Below are 15,707 nucleotides of genomic sequence, written 5' to 3'. Positions count from 1 at the left end.
TGAATCGCCCCGGATTCTCTAGACACCTTGCAAGCTCATTGCGTAACGCTTTTCAAACTCTACCGGTGACAGCTGATTGTTGAAACCATGGCGGCGTTTTACGTTGTAGAACATCTCGATGTAATCGAACACGTCACTACGAGCATCTTCCCGCGAGGTGTAGATTTTTCGCTTGATTCGTTCCCGTTTCAGAAGCTGGAAAAAGCTCTCGGCCACAGCGTTGTCATGACAGTTGCCTCGGCGACTCATGCTGGCAACCAAATTGTTTGCCTTCAAAAAGCTACGCCAATCGGAGCTGCTGTACTGGCTGCCTTGGTCGCTATGAATCATTACCTCTTGTTTCGGTTTACGCCTCCAAACCGCCATCAATAAAGCATCAATGGCTAAATCGCTGGTCATCTGCGACTTCATTGACCAGCCTACAACCTGGCGAGAAAACAGATCTAGCACCACAGCCAAGTACAACCAGCCTTCATACGTACGAATGTAGGTGATGTCGGTAACCCAAACCTTGTTGGGCTCCACGACATCGAACTGGCGCTTCAGCAAATTGGGTGAGGCGACAGCTGGCTTACCGCCGTACTTTCCAGGGCGGCGTCTATAACCTGTCTGAGAACGCAGACCTTCAAGACGCATCAGCCTCGCCACACGATGTCGACCACAATCTTCACCGACCTCGCGCAGATCGTCATGGATTTTGCGATAGCCATAAACGCCGCCGCTCTCCAGCCAGGAGTGCTTGATCAAACCTAACAGTCTCTGGTCGTCTTTGGCGCGTGCAGATTGCGGCTCAGACAGCCAGGCGTAATAACCGCTGGGATGGACTTTCAGCGTCAGGCAAAGCCGTCGAATCGAATAGTCGCCAGCGCGCTGCTTGATAAAGGCGTACTTCAGCCGCACTCCTTGGCAAAGTACGCGGCGGCCTTTTTTAATATGTCTCGCTCTTCAGTGACGCGCTTGAGTTCCGCTCGCAGACGACGCAGTTCAGCGTGCTGATCATCATCCTGCTGCCGTTCTTCTTGAGGTTTGCTGTAGCGCTTTATCCAGGCATAGAGGCTATGCGTCGACACACCAAGACGGGCCGCTACCTCAGCGACAGCCAGCTTCTTTTCGGTCACTTGATTGACTGCTTGGATTTTGAATTCTTCGGGGTAACGCGGGTTGCTCATGGCACCTCCTAATTGGCCTCAGTTTAAGGCAAAGAGGTGTCTACGAAACCCGGGGCGATTCAAACTTTGCACTCACAGTTGATGCTGGGGCTTTGGCAGTCGCGCGCGATCAAGGAAAAACTCACGTTATCGGTTTATCGAATTTCGATGGCGCTCAACTTAAGCAGGCGTAGGCGGTGAAAGAGATCGTTTCGCTCCAGCTGCTGTACTCCGTCTTGTGGTGAAAGGCTGCAATTGACCTGGCTCCACGCAATCACAGCCATTAAAAAAAGCAGCCCTTTGGCATCGATAACATCGTTTCTCGGCGGCGCTGCATTTCACTATATTGGCCACCAGATCCGGTGAGTGACTCAACATTCGCCACCCTCAGTGCGAGTAGTCTTTATGAATAAAAAACCAGACAACGCAGGGTTTGTTAATGCGGGTGCAGGAACCCGTGCAGTTTGGGGTGGAGAGCAGGTCAGGCATCCCTACAACGCCACTCAAACGCCCATCGTGGTCAGTGCCGCCTATGGTTATGACGACATCGACGTCTGGTATGACGTTGCGTTGGGCAAGGCGCCCGGCTTTATTTACAGCCGCATGAGCAACCCGACAGTCGAGACCCTCGAGGCAAAGATTCGCGAGTTGGAACTGGCCGAATCGGCCGTGGCTTTCAGCAGCGGGATGGCGGCGATCAGCAGTGTGCTTTACACCTTCCTGGCCTATGGCGATCGGGTGGTCTCGACCAAGGACAGCTATGGCGGCACCAACAAGATTTTCGAAGAGTTCCTGCCGCGTACCGGTGTGAACGTGACGTTGTGCGAGACGTTCGATCACGAAGAAATCGAACGCGAAATCGCCAAAGGTTGCCAATTGGTGTATCTGGAAACGCCAACCAACCCGACGCTGAAAATACTCGATATCGAGCGTCTGGTGGCTGCGGCCAAGCGCGTCGGTGCCATTGTAGTGGCGGATAACACCTTCGCCACGCCATTGAATCAGAACCCGCTGGCGCTGGGTGTGGACGTGGTCATTCACAGTGCCACCAAGTTTCTCAGCGGCCACGGCGACGTGCTTGGCGGCCTGGTGTGCGGTAGTGAATCACTGATGGCCAAGGTGCGTCATTACCGGGAAATCAACGGAGCGACGCTCGACCCGTTCTCCGCCTACATGATCATTCGCGGCATGAAAACCCTGGTGCTACGTATGCGTCAGCAGCAACGCAGTGCCCGCGCACTGGCCGAGTACCTCTGCGTCGAGCCCTTGGTGGAGTCGGTCAATTATCCCGGTTTGCCCGGCCATCCGAATCATGCGGTGGCGTGCGCGCAAATGTCCGGCTTCGGTGCAATTGTCAGCTTTGTCGTGGCGGGCGGCATGGACACGGTCAAGGTGCTCTTGCCACGACTGCGATTCGCCCACTGCGCGGGTAATCTCGGTGCGGTGGAAACCATCTACGGTCCGGCCCGCACCACCAGCCATGTCGAGAACACGCTGGAGGAACGCCTGGCCCTGGGTATTTCCGAAGGGCTGGTGCGGATCTCTGTCGGCATCGAAGACACCGACGATCTGCTCGACGACCTGAAACAGGCGTTCGCATTTGTCAGGGGGGCGGGCAACGAGCCCGCACAATCAAACACGCAGCTTTCAATCAATGAAAGTTTCGCCGAAGTCGCAAGCTGAAGCGTTAGCGTTAAATCTCACTGCAAGGATGTGAGTGGGGCGTTCATGAAGTGGAATAATAATAAAACTTAGTGGCGATCTGTTTTTTCTCTGCCCAGTCAGTCATCGCAGACGTTAATTCGTGCCCTAATAACTTTCATGAGAACAACCATGTCCATAAAAGAAGAACAACTTTACTCGCGTTCCGGTTTTAAACAGGAAATGCAAACACGGCATATTGTCATGTTGGCATTAGGCGGCGTTATCGGTACCGGACTGTTTCTCACGTCCGGGTATACGGTTAACCAAGCCGGTCCCTTGGGCGCGGTGATCGCTTACATCATCGGCGCGCTCATGGTTTACATGGTGATGATGTGCCTGGGCGAACTGGCGGTACAGATGCCGGAAACCGGTTCGTTCAGTACTTATGCCACCCGCTTTCTGGGGCCTGGTACCGGGTATACCGTCGCTTGGCTGTATTGGCTGACCTGGACGGTGGCCATCGGTTCTGAATTCACCGCCGCCGGTATCTTGATGGCGCGTTGGTTCCCGGATACACCGGTATGGATCTGGAGTGCGTTGTTTGCAGGTCTAGTGTTTCTGACCAATGTGATTTCGGTGCGTTTGTTCGCTGAGACCGAGTTCTGGTTGTCTCTGGTTAAAGTGGTGACCGTCATCGTGTTTCTGATGATCGGCGGTGGCGCGATTCTCGGTCTGCTGCACATCGATCAGGGCCACAGTATCGGGTTGAGCAACTTCACTCGCGAAGGACTTTTTCCTACCGGAGTCATGCCGATAGCAATGACGTTGTTGGCGGTGTCTTTTGCATTCTCCGGCACTGAGTTGATCGGTATTGCCGCTGGGGAAACCAAGGATCCGCAACGCAACGTGCCGCGTGCGATTCGCACGACGGTGCTGCGCCTGGCGATCTTTTTCGTGGGGACCATTTTCGTCCTGGCGACGCTGTTACCTCGTGAGCAGGCCGGCCTGGTAGAGAGTCCATTCGTGACTGTGTTCACCTACATCGGGATTCCCTATTCGGCAGACATCATGAACTTCGTGATCATCAGTGCCTTGCTGTCGGCCGCCAACTCCGGTTTGTATGCCGCGTCACGGATGATCTGGACACTGAGTGACCAGGGTCACCTGCCCAAGCGATTCTCGGCACTGACGCGTATGGGCACGCCGCTCAACGCGATTATCATCAGCATGGCGGGTGGGGCTGCCTCGTTGCTCAGCAGTGTGTTTGCCGCCGACACCATCTATCTGGCGCTGGTGTCGATCTCCGGATTGGCGGTGGTGGTGGTCTGGATGAGCATCGCTGCGAGCCAGATTGCTTTCCGCCGTCACTATGTGGCCAACGGCGGTGACATCCGCGACTTGAAATTCCGTGTCCGGGGTTATCCATGGGTGCCGTTGGGAGCACTGGTCTGCTGCAGTCTGGCGTGTGTCGGGATTGCCTTCGATCCGGAGCAGCGAGTGGCGTTGTACTTCGGTTTGCCCTTCATCGCCTGGTGCTATTTCGTGTATTACATTACCCGCAAAAGCCGCGAGCGACGCTTGTCGGTTGCCCCCTTGGCACAACCGTCCGATGCGTTCTAGTCCGCGTCGACGGGATGGGCAAGCGTGCTCGGTGGAGGGGGCGCCCTAGAGGTTCAAGCCATGAAGCAAAAGACGCTACCCCCATTGAACTGGCTGCGGGCATTCGAGGTGTCTGCCCGCTGTTTGAACTTCACCCATGCTGCCGAAGAGCTGTTTTTGACCCAGGGGGCCGTCAGTCAGCAGATCCGCCAACTGGAAAGCCATCTTGGGGTAGCACTGTTCAAACGCTTGCCCCGAGGTCTGGGACTGACCGAGGAAGGCCAGGCGTATCTGCCGGTGGTGCAGGATGCGATCACGCGGCTGGCAGTGGGGACCAACGAAATTTTTGGTCAGCACAAGCGTCGACCGATCAAGGTGCGTGGCAGCCTGGCGTTCTTCGTGCATTGGCTGGCGCCCAAGCTGGCGGGGTTTAGCCAGGCGCATCCGCATGTCGATATCCGCTACATCAGCAATATCTGGGTCAAGGAACTGGACGGTGAGGATGACATGGAGATTCGCTGGGGCCACGGTCAATGGCCCGGCCTGGTGTCGCAGCGTCTGACCTGGGACACGTTGTTCCCGGTCTGCTCGCCGGACCTGATGGCGAGGTCGCCGCTGACGGTCCCTGTGGACGTGTCACACCATCCGCTGTTGCATGTTCTGGGTTACGAAGAGGGTTGGGGTTACTGGTTGAACATGGTCGGTGCGGACACCGTCGACTCCTCGACCGGCATGCAGTTCGACACATTGATTTCCACTTTGCGCATGGCCGAGTTAGGGCAGGGGATCGCCCTGGCGCGGTCCTCGATGGTAGAGGAGATGCTTCAGGATGGACGGTTAGTCGAACCCTTTACCCAGCGTATCGAAGCCAGCGAGTCTTTTTACCTTGTGCGCGGCTCCGGGGCCGAGCAACACCCCGACGCGGTGATGTTTTCCACCTGGCTGGTCGAGCAGGCACATCGTTTCAAGTGAATGGCCGGAGCCAACCATGCGTTATGTGAGTACCCGAAATTCGGCCGTGCAGGTCGACTTCGAACAGGTCGTATTGTCTGGCATTGCCGAGGACGGTGGGCTGTTCGTACCGCTCGAGCTGCCGCTGTTTGAATCGCAGGACATCGCCAACTGGTCGACCTTGCCCTATGACGAACTGGCCTTCAGGGTGATCAGTCCGTTTGTGGGGGAGGCGATCCCCGAGACAGACCTCAAGCGCATGCTCAAAGAGGCTGGCAGTCAATTTAGCCATCGCTCCCTGGCACCTTTGCATCAGGTCGATCGTAACGAGTGGGTGCTGGAACTGTTCCACGGGCCGACTCGCTCCTCGAAGGATTTTGCCGCGCAGTTGCAGGCACGGCTGGTGTCGTATTTTCTGCGTAAACGCGGGCGTCGCGGGGTGGTGATCGGTGCCACCAACGGCGATACCGGGCTGGCGGCCATCGAGGCGTTCAAGCACTGCGAGGACACCTGCGTGGTGGTGTTTTACCCAGCGAAGGGTGTCCCCCTGGACCAACTCCAGCATCTGCACGCAGCGGCGCACCCAAGGGTTCATCAGTTTGCAGTCAACGGCAGCTTCGACGAGTGCCAGACCATCGTCACCCAGTTGTTCCGACAATGGCCGTATGCGCAGTACGAGGTGATCAGTTTCAACTCGAGTAACTGGGTCAGTGTGTTGGCGCAACTGGTGTTTTACTTCCACGCGGTGCTGCAACTGGGGGGGGGGCAGCGTCCGATCGGTTTCAGCGTGCCTGCGGCGAGTTTTGCCGAGGTGTATGCAGGCTATATCGCGCAAAAAATGGGCCTGCCGATCACCCAGATGATTGTTGCGACCAACCAGAATGACGCGTTGCATCAGTTGTTTCAGAAGAACCACTACAGTAGGTCACGAGCCAACAAGACGCTTTCGCCTGCCATGGACCTGTCGATCTTTTCCAATTTGGAACGTTTTCTCTGGGAACTCTACGGGCGTGACGACCAGGCGGTGTGTGCCCTGATGGAGGGGTTCGAGTCCAGCGGTGAGATGGTCATCGCCAACGAGTTCTGGTTGCAGGCGCGGATGATCATCGACTCCTACGCGGTCAGTGATGAGCAGACGCTGACGGAAATCACCTCGCTGTATCGCGACACGGGATACGTCATCGACCCGCACACGGCCACTGGTGTGCTGGCCGCCCGATTGTATCGGCGAAGCCTGGTGGCGCCAATGGTGACCCTGGGGGAAATCTCACCGGTCAAGTCGGCGGCACTGCTTGGCGAGTTGGGCATCAGTGTGGCGGAGTTGCAACCTGAGGTCCCGACGCAAGGACAGGCGCAGGTTTACCGGATTCAACCGGACGATCTCGACACCATCCATGAGCTGCTCGGCGCGCTTTGAAAGCGCGACAACAGGAGGCCAAGTGAAGCGAATTCTGGACCCTCTAGATGAACTGATCATCGCGCAACTACAGCTCAATGCCAGGGCTGCACACGCCGAACTGGCGGCCAAGGTCAATCTGTCACGCAATGCGGTGCGCCAGCGCATAGAAAGACTTGAACGCGACGGTGTAATACAGGGATATACGGTACGCACGGGGGAGGGGCGACAAGCGACGTCGAACATCAACGCGGTGATTTTTGTTTACCGCTACGACCGAATGCGGGGGACGGAAGTGTTGCAAGCGCTGCGGGCCATTCCGGAGGTCATCCAGTGCGATGTCATGAGCGGCGAGTTCGACCTGATGCTGCGGGTGGGCGCTGCGAGCCCGCAGCGGGTGCACAAGGTCTGGACTGAAATTGCCGCGTTGCCTGGAGTAGAAAACACCGTGACCTCCTTCGTGCTGTCATCTGTCGTTTAACCCATTTTTCGTGCTGCCAAAAGCCAACTCGCGTTGGCTTTTTTTATGCCTGAAGCTTTGTCCGGGCACTGGTCAAAACGCCCATAAAATAGAGCAAATTGACCTATTTCACTGCCCTGGGCCCATCCCTAACCTAGTGCCCAACAACCCATCACCCGGATCAAGGGCATAAAAATGACTGAATACAAATTGGCGCTGGTTGGCTTTGGCGGTGTTAACCGGGCATTGGCTCAGCTGATTGCCGAACGTAACGAACAGTGGAAAACAGAACTGGGTTTCACCCTGAAAATCGTCGGTTTGACTGACTTGTTTCTCGGTTCGGTGATTGGCCGCGAAGGGCTGGACGCCAATGTGCTCGCCCAATTGCCGGCAGTCAAAGGTGCATTGGCGCAACTGTCGGGTGGCGACGTCACAGCCCTCAATGAAGCGGTGATCAAGGATTGCGGCGCGGACATTATTGTTGAAGCCACGTTTACCAACCCGGTGGACGGTGAACCGGCGACTTCGTTCTGCCGTTGGGCGCTGGAGGGCGGCCAACATGTCGTCACCACCAACAAGGGCCCGATCGCTTTGCACGGCGCCGAGCTCAAGGCACTGGCTCGACGCAAGCATGTCGCCTTTGAATACGAAGGCTCGGTCATGAGCGGCACGCCGGTGATTCGCCTGGCCAGGCAGGCGCTGGCCGGCAGCTCCATTGTCGGTTTTGAAGGAGTTCTCAACGGCACGTCCAACTTCGTGCTGACCAGCATGGAAGGAGGCCTGGGGTTTGCCGAGGCCGTCAGCAAGGCTCAGGAGCTGGGCTACGCCGAAGCCGACCCGACGGCGGATGTCGAGGGTCATGACGTACGCCTCAAGGTGGTGATCCTGGCGAATGAACTGCTGGACGCGAAGCTGACGGTCAGCGACGTCACGTGCAGTGGCATTTCCTCCCTCAGCCTTGGCGACATCGAAAAAGCCCGGCAGGACGGCGCTCGCTGGAAGCTGATCGGGTCGGCGATGCGTCATGCCGATGGCTCGATCAGTGCCAGTGTCGAACCGCGGCTGTTGAACAACGACCATCCGCTGGCCAGTGTTGGCGGCGCAACGAACGCGGTGTCGTTTACCTCCGAACTGCTCGGTGCGGTGACGGTTTCGGGACCGGGAGCCGGGCGCACGGAAACAGCGTTTGCGCTGCTCTCGGACATCATTAGCATCCATCAATCCATTGCACGCAACCAGGAGTAAACCTGTGAAATTATCGCGCCTGGTTCTGGATATCGTGGAGCCGCCTATTGAAGTCTTTAACGCCTATGACGGTTCCCTCATAGGTAGCGTAACGAATGTCTGTGTGTCGCAAGTTCCGCAGTTATTGGAGACAGGACGCAGTGGTGCACGAGCGTGCGCCGCGTTAGCGCGTCATCGTCGGGCTCGCATTCTTGAGCAAGCCGCAATCAACGTCGAACATGATGCCGGTGTGTTTGCCAGGCTGATCGTCGACGAGGCAGGGAAGACCCTCAAACAGGCGGAAAAGGAGGTCAAGCGTTGCGTCAACACCCTCAAGCTGTCGGCCGAGGAGGCCAGGCGCAATGCAGGGGAAGTGGTGCCTTTCGACGCTTATGAAGGCTCCGAATCGCGTCAGGGCTGGTTTTCCCGTGAACCTCTGGGGCTGATCGTTGCGATCACGCCGTACAACGATCCGTTGAACCTGGTGGCGCACAAACTCGGTCCGGCCATTGCGGGCGGTAACGCGGTGATTCTCAAACCCTCTGAGCTCGCGCCATTGTCGGCCATTAAACTGGTGTCTTATCTGGTCGCGGCAGGCTTGCCTGAATCAGTGGTTACCGTCGCCACCGGCGGCGCGGAACTGGGCAAGGCGTTGGTCGCCGCCCGTGAGGTGCGGATGATTTCCTTCACCGGCGGTTTCGTCACCGCAGAGCAGATCGCCCGCACGGCCGGGTTGAAGAAACTGGCCATGGACCTGGGCGGTAATGCTCCGGTAATCGTCATGGGCGACTGCGACCTTGAGGCCGCTGTCGAGAGTTGCGTGTCCGGAGCCTTTTGGGCAGCGGGGCAGAACTGCGTAGGCACTCAGCGCTTGCTGATTCAGGCGTCGGTTTATGAAGCGTTCCGAGAGCGATTCGTCAGCCAGGCCCGTGCGCTTGCGGTCGGCGATCCATTGCTGGCCGATACCGATATCGGCCCCATGATTACTGCGCAAGCCGCGCAGAATGCCGAGCAAGTGGTCAGCGAGGCCTTGCAAGAGGGCGCCACGTTGCTCTGCGGCCATCGGCGTGTAGGATCGTGCTACGCCGCCACCGTGCTGGAAAACGTCGATCACGCCAGTCGACTCTGGCGCAATGAAGTCTTCGCTCCGGTGGTGGTATTGCAGCTTTTCGAAACCTTCGATGAAGCCATCGCTTTGGCCAATGAGCCCGAATACAGCCTGCATGCCGGGATCTTCACCAATGATCTGGCAACCGCGATGAGCGCCGCACGGAGGATCGAAGCCGGGGGAGTGATGATCAACGACTCTTCCGACTACCGCTTCGATGCGATGCCGTTTGGCGGTTCCAAGTACGGTAGCCTGGGCCGGGAAGGGGTGCGTTTTGCCTACGAGGAAATGACCCAACCCAAGGTGGTGTGCCTTAACACGTTGGGTTAGTCGATTCGCGGTAAATGGATCCACTCGTATGGCATTGGGTCGGTTTGGTCACCGGCCCAATGCGTTTTGCTGAATGGGGAGAAAGGAGAAGTTGAATATTTCCACTGAGCTGATAATCGCCAAGAAAGCGTCTGTTGCGATCTGAGGGGCGGTGAGATTTGAAGAATGACGACTTCTGGCCGTTTTGTGCATGTCGTGACTGACCCTTTGGGCTTAAGCGGTCGGTGGCAGGCCAGTGGCAAATCGAAAGCAAGCGGGCGCGCTATCACCGAATTAACTGAATTTTATAGCGATGCCCTAACCACTAATGGACAATCAACTGGCTGGGCTCCCGATACGTCGAGGGTCTCGATCAGGTGCAGGGCAGCCTTGCGACCGATCTCGTAGTACGGCAGTTGCACCGTGGTCAGCGGCGGGATGAACAGCTCAGCAATACCGATCATGTTGTCGTAGCCGAGCACGGCGACATCGTCGGGAACTTTCAGGCCACGGCCCAACAATAGCTGATAGGCACAAAAGGCAATGCGGTCGTTGCCACAGATCAGAATGTCGAATTGGGGACGGCCATCAATGATGTGCCGGTCGAGGATGGCTGCGGTTTCACCATAGGCGTCATGATCAGAAAGGTCGTATTGCAGCAGTGCGTCAGGCGCCAGGCCGAATGCCTGACAGGCACGCTGCAGACCTTTTTGTCGCAGGTTCCAGGCCAGACTCTGTTTTGGCAGGTTGATACACAGAGGGCGCCGATAGCCCTGGCTCAACGCGTGATGTACGGCTCGATACTGCCCCGCTTCGTCGTCTGGCACATAACTCACCAGGCGACTGTCATCGGCCAGGCAATTGGCGAGTACCAGGGGTTTACTTTTCAATCGCTCAGGAATGCACACCTGGCGTAACCCCATGGCACTGAAGATCAGCCCGTCGGGACGGTGCGATAGCATCAGGTCGATATTCTGGTCGGTGGGCGGGTTGCTTAGCAGGTTGAGGATAAAGACATTCCAGCCAGCTTGCTGTGCGGTCTGTTCGATGGACAGCAGTAACTCGACAGCAAACGGTGTTGTAGCAGTGTCCAGTGCGAACACACCGATGGTTCGACTCTGGAGGTTGTCGCCGCGAATCTTTCGCGCCGACATGCTCGGTACGAATTGCAGTTCGTCAATGGCACGACGCACCCGCTGATAGGTTTCGGGGCTCAATTTTTCCGGATTGCTGAGCGCTCGAGAAACCGTCATCAGGGACACGCCGGCCAGCTGTGCAACGTCTTTCACTGAAGTCATGCGAGGAGAAACCGGTCAGATTGACGAAGAATCATGACACATGACACATGGTTTGCGCTTCTCGCGACTCCAATGACGCTGCTCATAACCATCCCGAGGCGAGAGACCATGCCCTGGAAATCGAGACACGTCCGCCACTCCCGCTTGCAACAAGCTTCACACCCAAACTACCGGGCTGTGGGTATAGGCGACTGCTGAGGCTGAAGCGCCCGTTTTCGTCGAATACCTCAATGGACGAACGATCGAGGAACACCCGCAGTGCCAGCACCCCTTGTGTCGGGTCTATCGCCACGCTGCGCTGACCGGTGACTTGTGCGCCTGAGTGGCTGCGGTCAAGTACCAGGCGCTGCAACACCGCATCGTAGTAGAGCAGGGTCTGTTCATGGCCATCGTCGCTACAGCGCAAGGCGATCCCCAAGTGCCCATCGGTGCAGCCGAGCACATCCAGGTGCACATGGATTTCCAGCCTATCGCCATTCACGTGCGGCACGTCCCGGGTTCCCGACTCATCCCACCAGGGCGTACTCGGCAACGCTGCCTGGCGCAGAGCGGTGAGCTCCCGTGCCGGAAACATGCAAAGGCGATCTGCGCTGAGTTCAAGCTCGCGTGGCAACCCGAGCATGCCGCACCAATGATGGGCCTGGCTTGGCATCGGGCTTTCCCACATGTCGAGCCACGCCCACACGAGGCGCCGACCATCGGGGGCCAATAGCGTTTGTGCGGCATAGAAGTCGTGGCCATTATCCAGCTCGATAAACGGCCCGCCAGTGAAGTGCCACTCGTTGTCGAGTCGGCCCACGCGGTAACCCGTCTGGTACTTGTTGAGCCGTTCGTAACCTTCGGACTGCATACCTTGAGGGGAGTACAGCAGTACATCGTGTCCGTTTAGCCGAAACAGGTCCGGGCATTCCCACATATAGCCATCACCCTCGCTGCCGCTTGCCACATAGTCGAGAAACTCCCAGGCGTGCAGATCGGTGGAACGGTACAACGGCAGCAGCGGCGTATCGCCCAGGCGTGCGCCGACAATGAGGTACCAGCAGCCATTTTCCTTCCATACCTTGGGGTCACGAAAGTGCATGATGGTGTCTTGCGGTGGGGTCTCGATGACGGCGCCATGCTTGACGAACTGGATGCCGTCAGTGCTGGTGGCCAGGCACTGAACTTGACGGATCAAGCGTTCATCCCCCACTTCTCCCAGCCAGGTGTGGCCGGTGTAGATCAGGGCCAAGGTCTCTCCACACACCACGGCACTACCGGAAAAACAACCGTCACGGTCGAAGTCTTCGCCAGGTGCCAGCGCGATGGGCAGGTGCTGCCAATGAACCAGGTCGGCACTCTTGGCGTGCCCCCAATACATAGGGCCCCATTTGGCTTCGAAGGGGTAATGTTGATAGAACACGTGGTATTCGCCACGAAAGTACACGACCCCGTTAGGGTCGTTCATCCAGCCTGCCGGGGGGGCGATATGATAATCGGGTCGATAATCCTGGATGACGCGAGACAGGCCATCAGTCAGTGCACGCTGCGCAAGGTCGAGGCAGGAAGACATTGGATCGCTGATGTTATTTGACGGCATGGTCATAGGGCCTGTACTCGGACTGCGTGCAGGGAGACATCACTGCGCGGGTTTTCAACGGTGTGGGGGGGGCGCTTCAAGGCAGTGCCGTCCTCGCCGAACAGGTGCAGGTTGCCGATGTCCAGCTGCAGCTCGACCCGATCGCCAGCCTGCCAGCCGGCGCTGACCTCACAACGACAGATCAGTGGCTCGTCCTGACCTGTTTCGAGGTGCACATACGTTTCGCTGCCAAGGTATTCGACCCCGGTCACGACGATTCCGGCGTCTGCCTCTGCCGCTTTGAGCGAAATGTGCTCGGGGCGAACCCCCAGGGTCAGCAGCGTACCCGCCGCCAGGTCGGCGCTCTCGAAGGGCAGGGTGGTCATGCCCAACACGGGGGCGTCGACCAGGCTGGTGGCTCCCGGGGCCTGCAGGCGTGCCGCCAGAAAATTCATTTTGGGCGAGCCGAGGAAACCGGCGACAAAGCGGCTTGCTGGACGCTCATAGAGTTCACGCGGTGAGCCGACCTGCTCTACGCGACCGCCGTTGAGCACAACAATTTTATCCGCCAGGGTCATCGCCTCCACCTGATCGTGGGTGACGTAGACCATTGTCGAGCCAAGTCGATCATGCAGCCGGGCGATTTCGTTGCGCATCTGCACCCGCAAGGATGCATCCAGATTGGAGAGCGGCTCATCGAACAACAAAATGTCCGGTTCGCGCGCCATGGCCCTACCCATCGCCACACGCTGACGCTGCCCGCCAGACAGTTCCTTTGGCTTGCGTTGCAGCAGTGTGTCCAATTGCAGGATTTGCGCGGTTTTCAGCACGCGCTCGCGCAGGCTGCTCTTTTCAGTCTTGGCCAGTTTGAGACCAAAGCTGATGTTGTCGTAGACGCTCATGTGCGGGTACAACGCATAAGACTGAAACACCATGCCGACGCCACGCTCGCGCGGCTCCAAGTCGTTGACCCGTCGCCCGTCGATCAGCAGGTCGCCACCGCAGATCGAGTCCAGTCCGGCGATCAGTCGCAGCAGGGTCGACTTTCCGCAACCCGAAGGGCCAACGAATACCACGAATTCACCCGCAGCAATCTCCAGGCTAACGTCGCGGAGAATCCGCGCTCCGCCTAATTGTTTGTTCACGTTTTCTAGCTTCAATTTGATCACGATGCTGTTCCTTGTATTTGTTGGGCATCAACCCTTTAACGCGCCGGTAGTGAGACCGGAAACGATTCGGCGTTGGAAGATCAGCACCAGAATCACCAGTGGGACGGTGACCAGTACCGATGCGGCCATCAACAGCCCCCACGGCAGCTCATGAGGGCTACCGCCGGAAATCAAGGCGATGGCGACCGGCACCGTGCGTTGCGTGTCTGTGAGGGTGAAGGTCAGGGCAAACAGGAACTCGTTCCACGCTGCGATAAAGGCCAACAAGCCCGTGGTAACCAGTGCGGGCCATAGCAGTGGCAACAACACCCGGGTAAGCGTGACCCAGGGCGAAGCGCCGTCCATGATTGCCGCCTCTTCCAGTTCATGAGGGAGTTGCCCCATGAACGTGGTCAGCACCCAGACAGTGAAGGGCAAGGTGAAAATCGTGTAGCTCAGGATCAACGCCCAAGATGTGTTGTACAGACCTAGGGCGCGGATCACTTCGAACAGCCCCGACAGTACAGCGACCTGGGGAAACATCGACACGCCGAGAACCATCATTAATACCGTTCCACGCCCACGGAATTTCACCCTTCCCAAGGCATAGGCGGCAGTCACACTGAGGAACAGCGCCAGCGTCACCACGCAAAGCGCGACCACCAGCGAGTTACCGATAGCCCGCAGGAATGAGGCTTGGTGGAGTACCGCTGCGTAATTGGAGAAGTCGGGGCTATCGATCCAGTAGCTCACCTCGAACAAGGCACTGGACGGCTTTAGTGACGTCACGATGGCGTAATAGAAAGGGAAGACCGCATACAGCAGCAAAACCCCGATCAGGCACCAGAAACCGAGGCGCAACAGTGCTTTTTTGAGTAGGCGCAGGCTCATGACCGAACCTCCATTTGACGGCGTCCGAGGTAGAGATAAAGCATGGCGATTACCGCAACGACCAGAAACAGCAGAGTCGAGGCCGCGCTGCCATAGCCAACATCCTGGAACTCCACCAGGTGTTGGCGCGCATAGACCGACATGCTCATGGTGCTAGAAGAATTTGAGGTCAGCACATAGATGACGTCGAATACCCGCAGGGAATCGAGGATGCGGAAGATCGCCGCCACCAACAATGCCGGCATCAACAGTGGAAGCGTGACGCGCCAGAACACTTTCAGCGGGTGAATACCATCGACCTTGGCGGCTTCATAGCAATCGCTAGGCAGCATCTGCAAGGCAGCCAGCATCAGTAGCGTGACAAAAGGTACGGTCTTCCAGACGTCGACGATGATGACTGCCCACATCGACAGATCTGCATCTGCTGTCCAGGCCAGAGGGGCATCAATCAGGCCGACGCTCAGCATCATGTGATTGATGATGCCGAACTGGTCGTTGAGCATCCATGACCAGATCTTCGCCGAGACAATGGTAGGTATCGCCCACGGAATCAGAATCAGCGCACGCACCAGGGAGCGGCCTGTGAACTTGATGTTCAGCAGCAACGCCACCAGCAGCCCCAGAACGACTTCCAGTCCCACCGACACCACGGTGAAATGCAACGTGTTGCGCACAGCGTTCCACCATTGTGGATCAACCAGGATGCCCGACCAGTTGGAACCGTCGTGGAACAGATAATTGCTCAAGCCCACGAAGGATCCGCCACCGGTGTCCGCCAGGTTGGCGTCGGTCAGGCTGAACCAGAATGTTCGCAGTAGCGGCCAGGCCGCCACCAGGGCCAGACACAGCAACATTGGTGTCAGAAACAGCCAGGCGGCGCGTACTCGTCGACGCTGTATGGGCGTTTCCCTGGTGAGCAGGCGCTCATCATGGGATGCATGGGTAATAGAGGCAGACATGGTGATTTTCTTCC

General features: G+C 57.6%; 13 protein-coding genes. 7 read left to right on the top strand and 6 right to left on the bottom strand.

Annotated elements, in window-relative coordinates; genetic code table 11:
- Positions 1–18: 18 nt before the first annotated feature.
- A protein-coding gene (locus tag BFL40_RS07540; RefSeq protein WP_139213470.1) for an IS3 family transposase occupies positions 19–1,169 on the bottom strand; the annotation gives its coding sequence in 2 pieces (ribosomal slippage) (positions 19–932 and positions 932–1,169; 1,152 coding nt in all).
- A 384-nt stretch (positions 1,170–1,553) separates the two neighbouring features.
- On the opposite strand from BFL40_RS07540, the gene BFL40_RS07530 reads away from it, so the two are divergent.
- From BFL40_RS07530 to BFL40_RS07500, 7 genes are all read left to right on the top strand, one after another.
- On the top strand, positions 1,554–2,831 hold the full coding sequence (locus BFL40_RS07530; protein ID WP_071483365.1) for a cystathionine gamma-synthase family protein: 1,278 nt from the start codon (positions 1,554–1,556) through the stop codon (positions 2,829–2,831).
- A gap of 150 nt (positions 2,832–2,981) precedes the next feature.
- Complete coding sequence (locus tag BFL40_RS07525; protein WP_071483364.1) at positions 2,982–4,412, top strand: amino acid permease; 1,431 nt, start codon at positions 2,982–2,984, stop codon at positions 4,410–4,412.
- A 60-nt stretch (positions 4,413–4,472) separates the two neighbouring features.
- Positions 4,473–5,363, top strand: a complete 891-nt coding sequence (locus BFL40_RS07520; RefSeq protein WP_071483363.1) for a LysR substrate-binding domain-containing protein — start codon at positions 4,473–4,475, stop codon at positions 5,361–5,363.
- 16 nt (positions 5,364–5,379) lie between these two features.
- Positions 5,380–6,759 (top strand): threonine synthase, encoded by a 1,380-nt coding sequence (thrC, locus tag BFL40_RS07515; RefSeq protein ID WP_071483362.1) that lies wholly within the window; start codon positions 5,380–5,382, stop codon positions 6,757–6,759.
- Between the two features lie 22 nt (positions 6,760–6,781).
- Positions 6,782–7,219 carry an Lrp/AsnC family transcriptional regulator gene (locus BFL40_RS07510; RefSeq protein WP_071483361.1) on the top strand — a complete coding sequence of 146 codons (438 nt, stop codon included), beginning with the start codon at positions 6,782–6,784 and terminating at the stop codon, positions 7,217–7,219.
- A gap of 174 nt (positions 7,220–7,393) precedes the next feature.
- Complete coding sequence (locus BFL40_RS07505) at positions 7,394–8,443, top strand: homoserine dehydrogenase (RefSeq protein ID WP_071483360.1); 1,050 nt, start codon at positions 7,394–7,396, stop codon at positions 8,441–8,443.
- A gap of 4 nt (positions 8,444–8,447) precedes the next feature.
- A complete protein-coding gene (locus tag BFL40_RS07500) occupies positions 8,448–9,860 on the top strand; it encodes an aldehyde dehydrogenase family protein (protein WP_071483359.1) in 1,413 nt (470 codons plus the stop codon).
- A gap of 284 nt (positions 9,861–10,144) precedes the next feature.
- Here BFL40_RS07500 and BFL40_RS07495 read toward each other — a convergent pair whose 3' ends face one another.
- The 5 genes from BFL40_RS07495 to BFL40_RS07475 form a co-directional block, all read right to left on the bottom strand.
- Positions 10,145–11,137 carry a LacI family DNA-binding transcriptional regulator gene (locus tag BFL40_RS07495; RefSeq protein WP_071483358.1) on the bottom strand — a complete coding sequence of 331 codons (993 nt, stop codon included), beginning with the start codon at positions 11,135–11,137 and terminating at the stop codon, positions 10,145–10,147.
- Positions 11,138–11,219: 82 nt separating this feature from the next.
- The gene (locus tag BFL40_RS07490) at positions 11,220–12,689 is read right to left on the bottom strand and encodes a glycoside hydrolase family 32 protein (protein WP_408003968.1); all 1,470 of its coding nucleotides are present in this window, start codon (positions 12,687–12,689) and stop codon (positions 11,220–11,222) included.
- Positions 12,690–12,718: 29 nt separating this feature from the next.
- Entirely contained in the window at positions 12,719–13,864 is a 1,146-nt protein-coding gene (locus tag BFL40_RS07485; protein ID WP_071483356.1) for an ABC transporter ATP-binding protein, read from the bottom strand.
- 27 nt (positions 13,865–13,891) lie between these two features.
- Positions 13,892–14,734, bottom strand: a complete 843-nt coding sequence (locus tag BFL40_RS07480; RefSeq protein ID WP_071483355.1) for a carbohydrate ABC transporter permease — start codon at positions 14,732–14,734, stop codon at positions 13,892–13,894.
- The gene (locus BFL40_RS07475) at positions 14,731–15,693 is read right to left on the bottom strand and encodes a carbohydrate ABC transporter permease (protein WP_071483354.1); all 963 of its coding nucleotides are present in this window, start codon (positions 15,691–15,693) and stop codon (positions 14,731–14,733) included. Before BFL40_RS07475 ends, BFL40_RS07480 begins: the two co-directional genes overlap by 4 nt.
- Positions 15,694–15,707 lie beyond the last annotated feature (14 nt).

This window comes from Pseudomonas costantinii (assembly GCF_001870435.1).
In the GTDB taxonomy this organism is placed as follows: Bacteria; Pseudomonadota; Gammaproteobacteria; order Pseudomonadales; family Pseudomonadaceae; genus Aquipseudomonas; species Aquipseudomonas costantinii.
This window is presented reverse-complemented; position numbering and strand designations above follow the sequence as displayed.

Excerpts from the sequence above, each read along its gene's own strand:
- BFL40_RS07480 (WP_071483355.1), bottom strand. The coding sequence starts at position 14,734 with ATGAGCCTGCGCCTACTCAAAAAAGCACTGTTGCGCCTCGGTTTCTGG.
- thrC (WP_071483362.1), top strand. The coding sequence starts at position 5,380 with ATGCGTTATGTGAGTACCCGAAATTCGGCCGTGCAGGTCGACTTCGAA.
- BFL40_RS07475 (WP_071483354.1), bottom strand. The coding sequence starts at position 15,693 with ATGTCTGCCTCTATTACCCATGCATCCCATGATGAGCGCCTGCTCACC.
- BFL40_RS07530 (WP_071483365.1), top strand. The coding sequence starts at position 1,554 with ATGAATAAAAAACCAGACAACGCAGGGTTTGTTAATGCGGGTGCAGGA.
- BFL40_RS07525 (WP_071483364.1), top strand. The coding sequence starts at position 2,982 with ATGTCCATAAAAGAAGAACAACTTTACTCGCGTTCCGGTTTTAAACAG.
- BFL40_RS07490 (WP_408003968.1), bottom strand. The coding sequence starts at position 12,689 with ATGTCTTCCTGCCTCGACCTTGCGCAGCGTGCACTGACTGATGGCCTG.
- BFL40_RS07520 (WP_071483363.1), top strand. The coding sequence starts at position 4,473 with ATGAAGCAAAAGACGCTACCCCCATTGAACTGGCTGCGGGCATTCGAG.
- BFL40_RS07505 (WP_071483360.1), top strand. The coding sequence starts at position 7,394 with ATGACTGAATACAAATTGGCGCTGGTTGGCTTTGGCGGTGTTAACCGG.
- BFL40_RS07495 (WP_071483358.1), bottom strand. The coding sequence starts at position 11,137 with ATGACTTCAGTGAAAGACGTTGCACAGCTGGCCGGCGTGTCCCTGATG.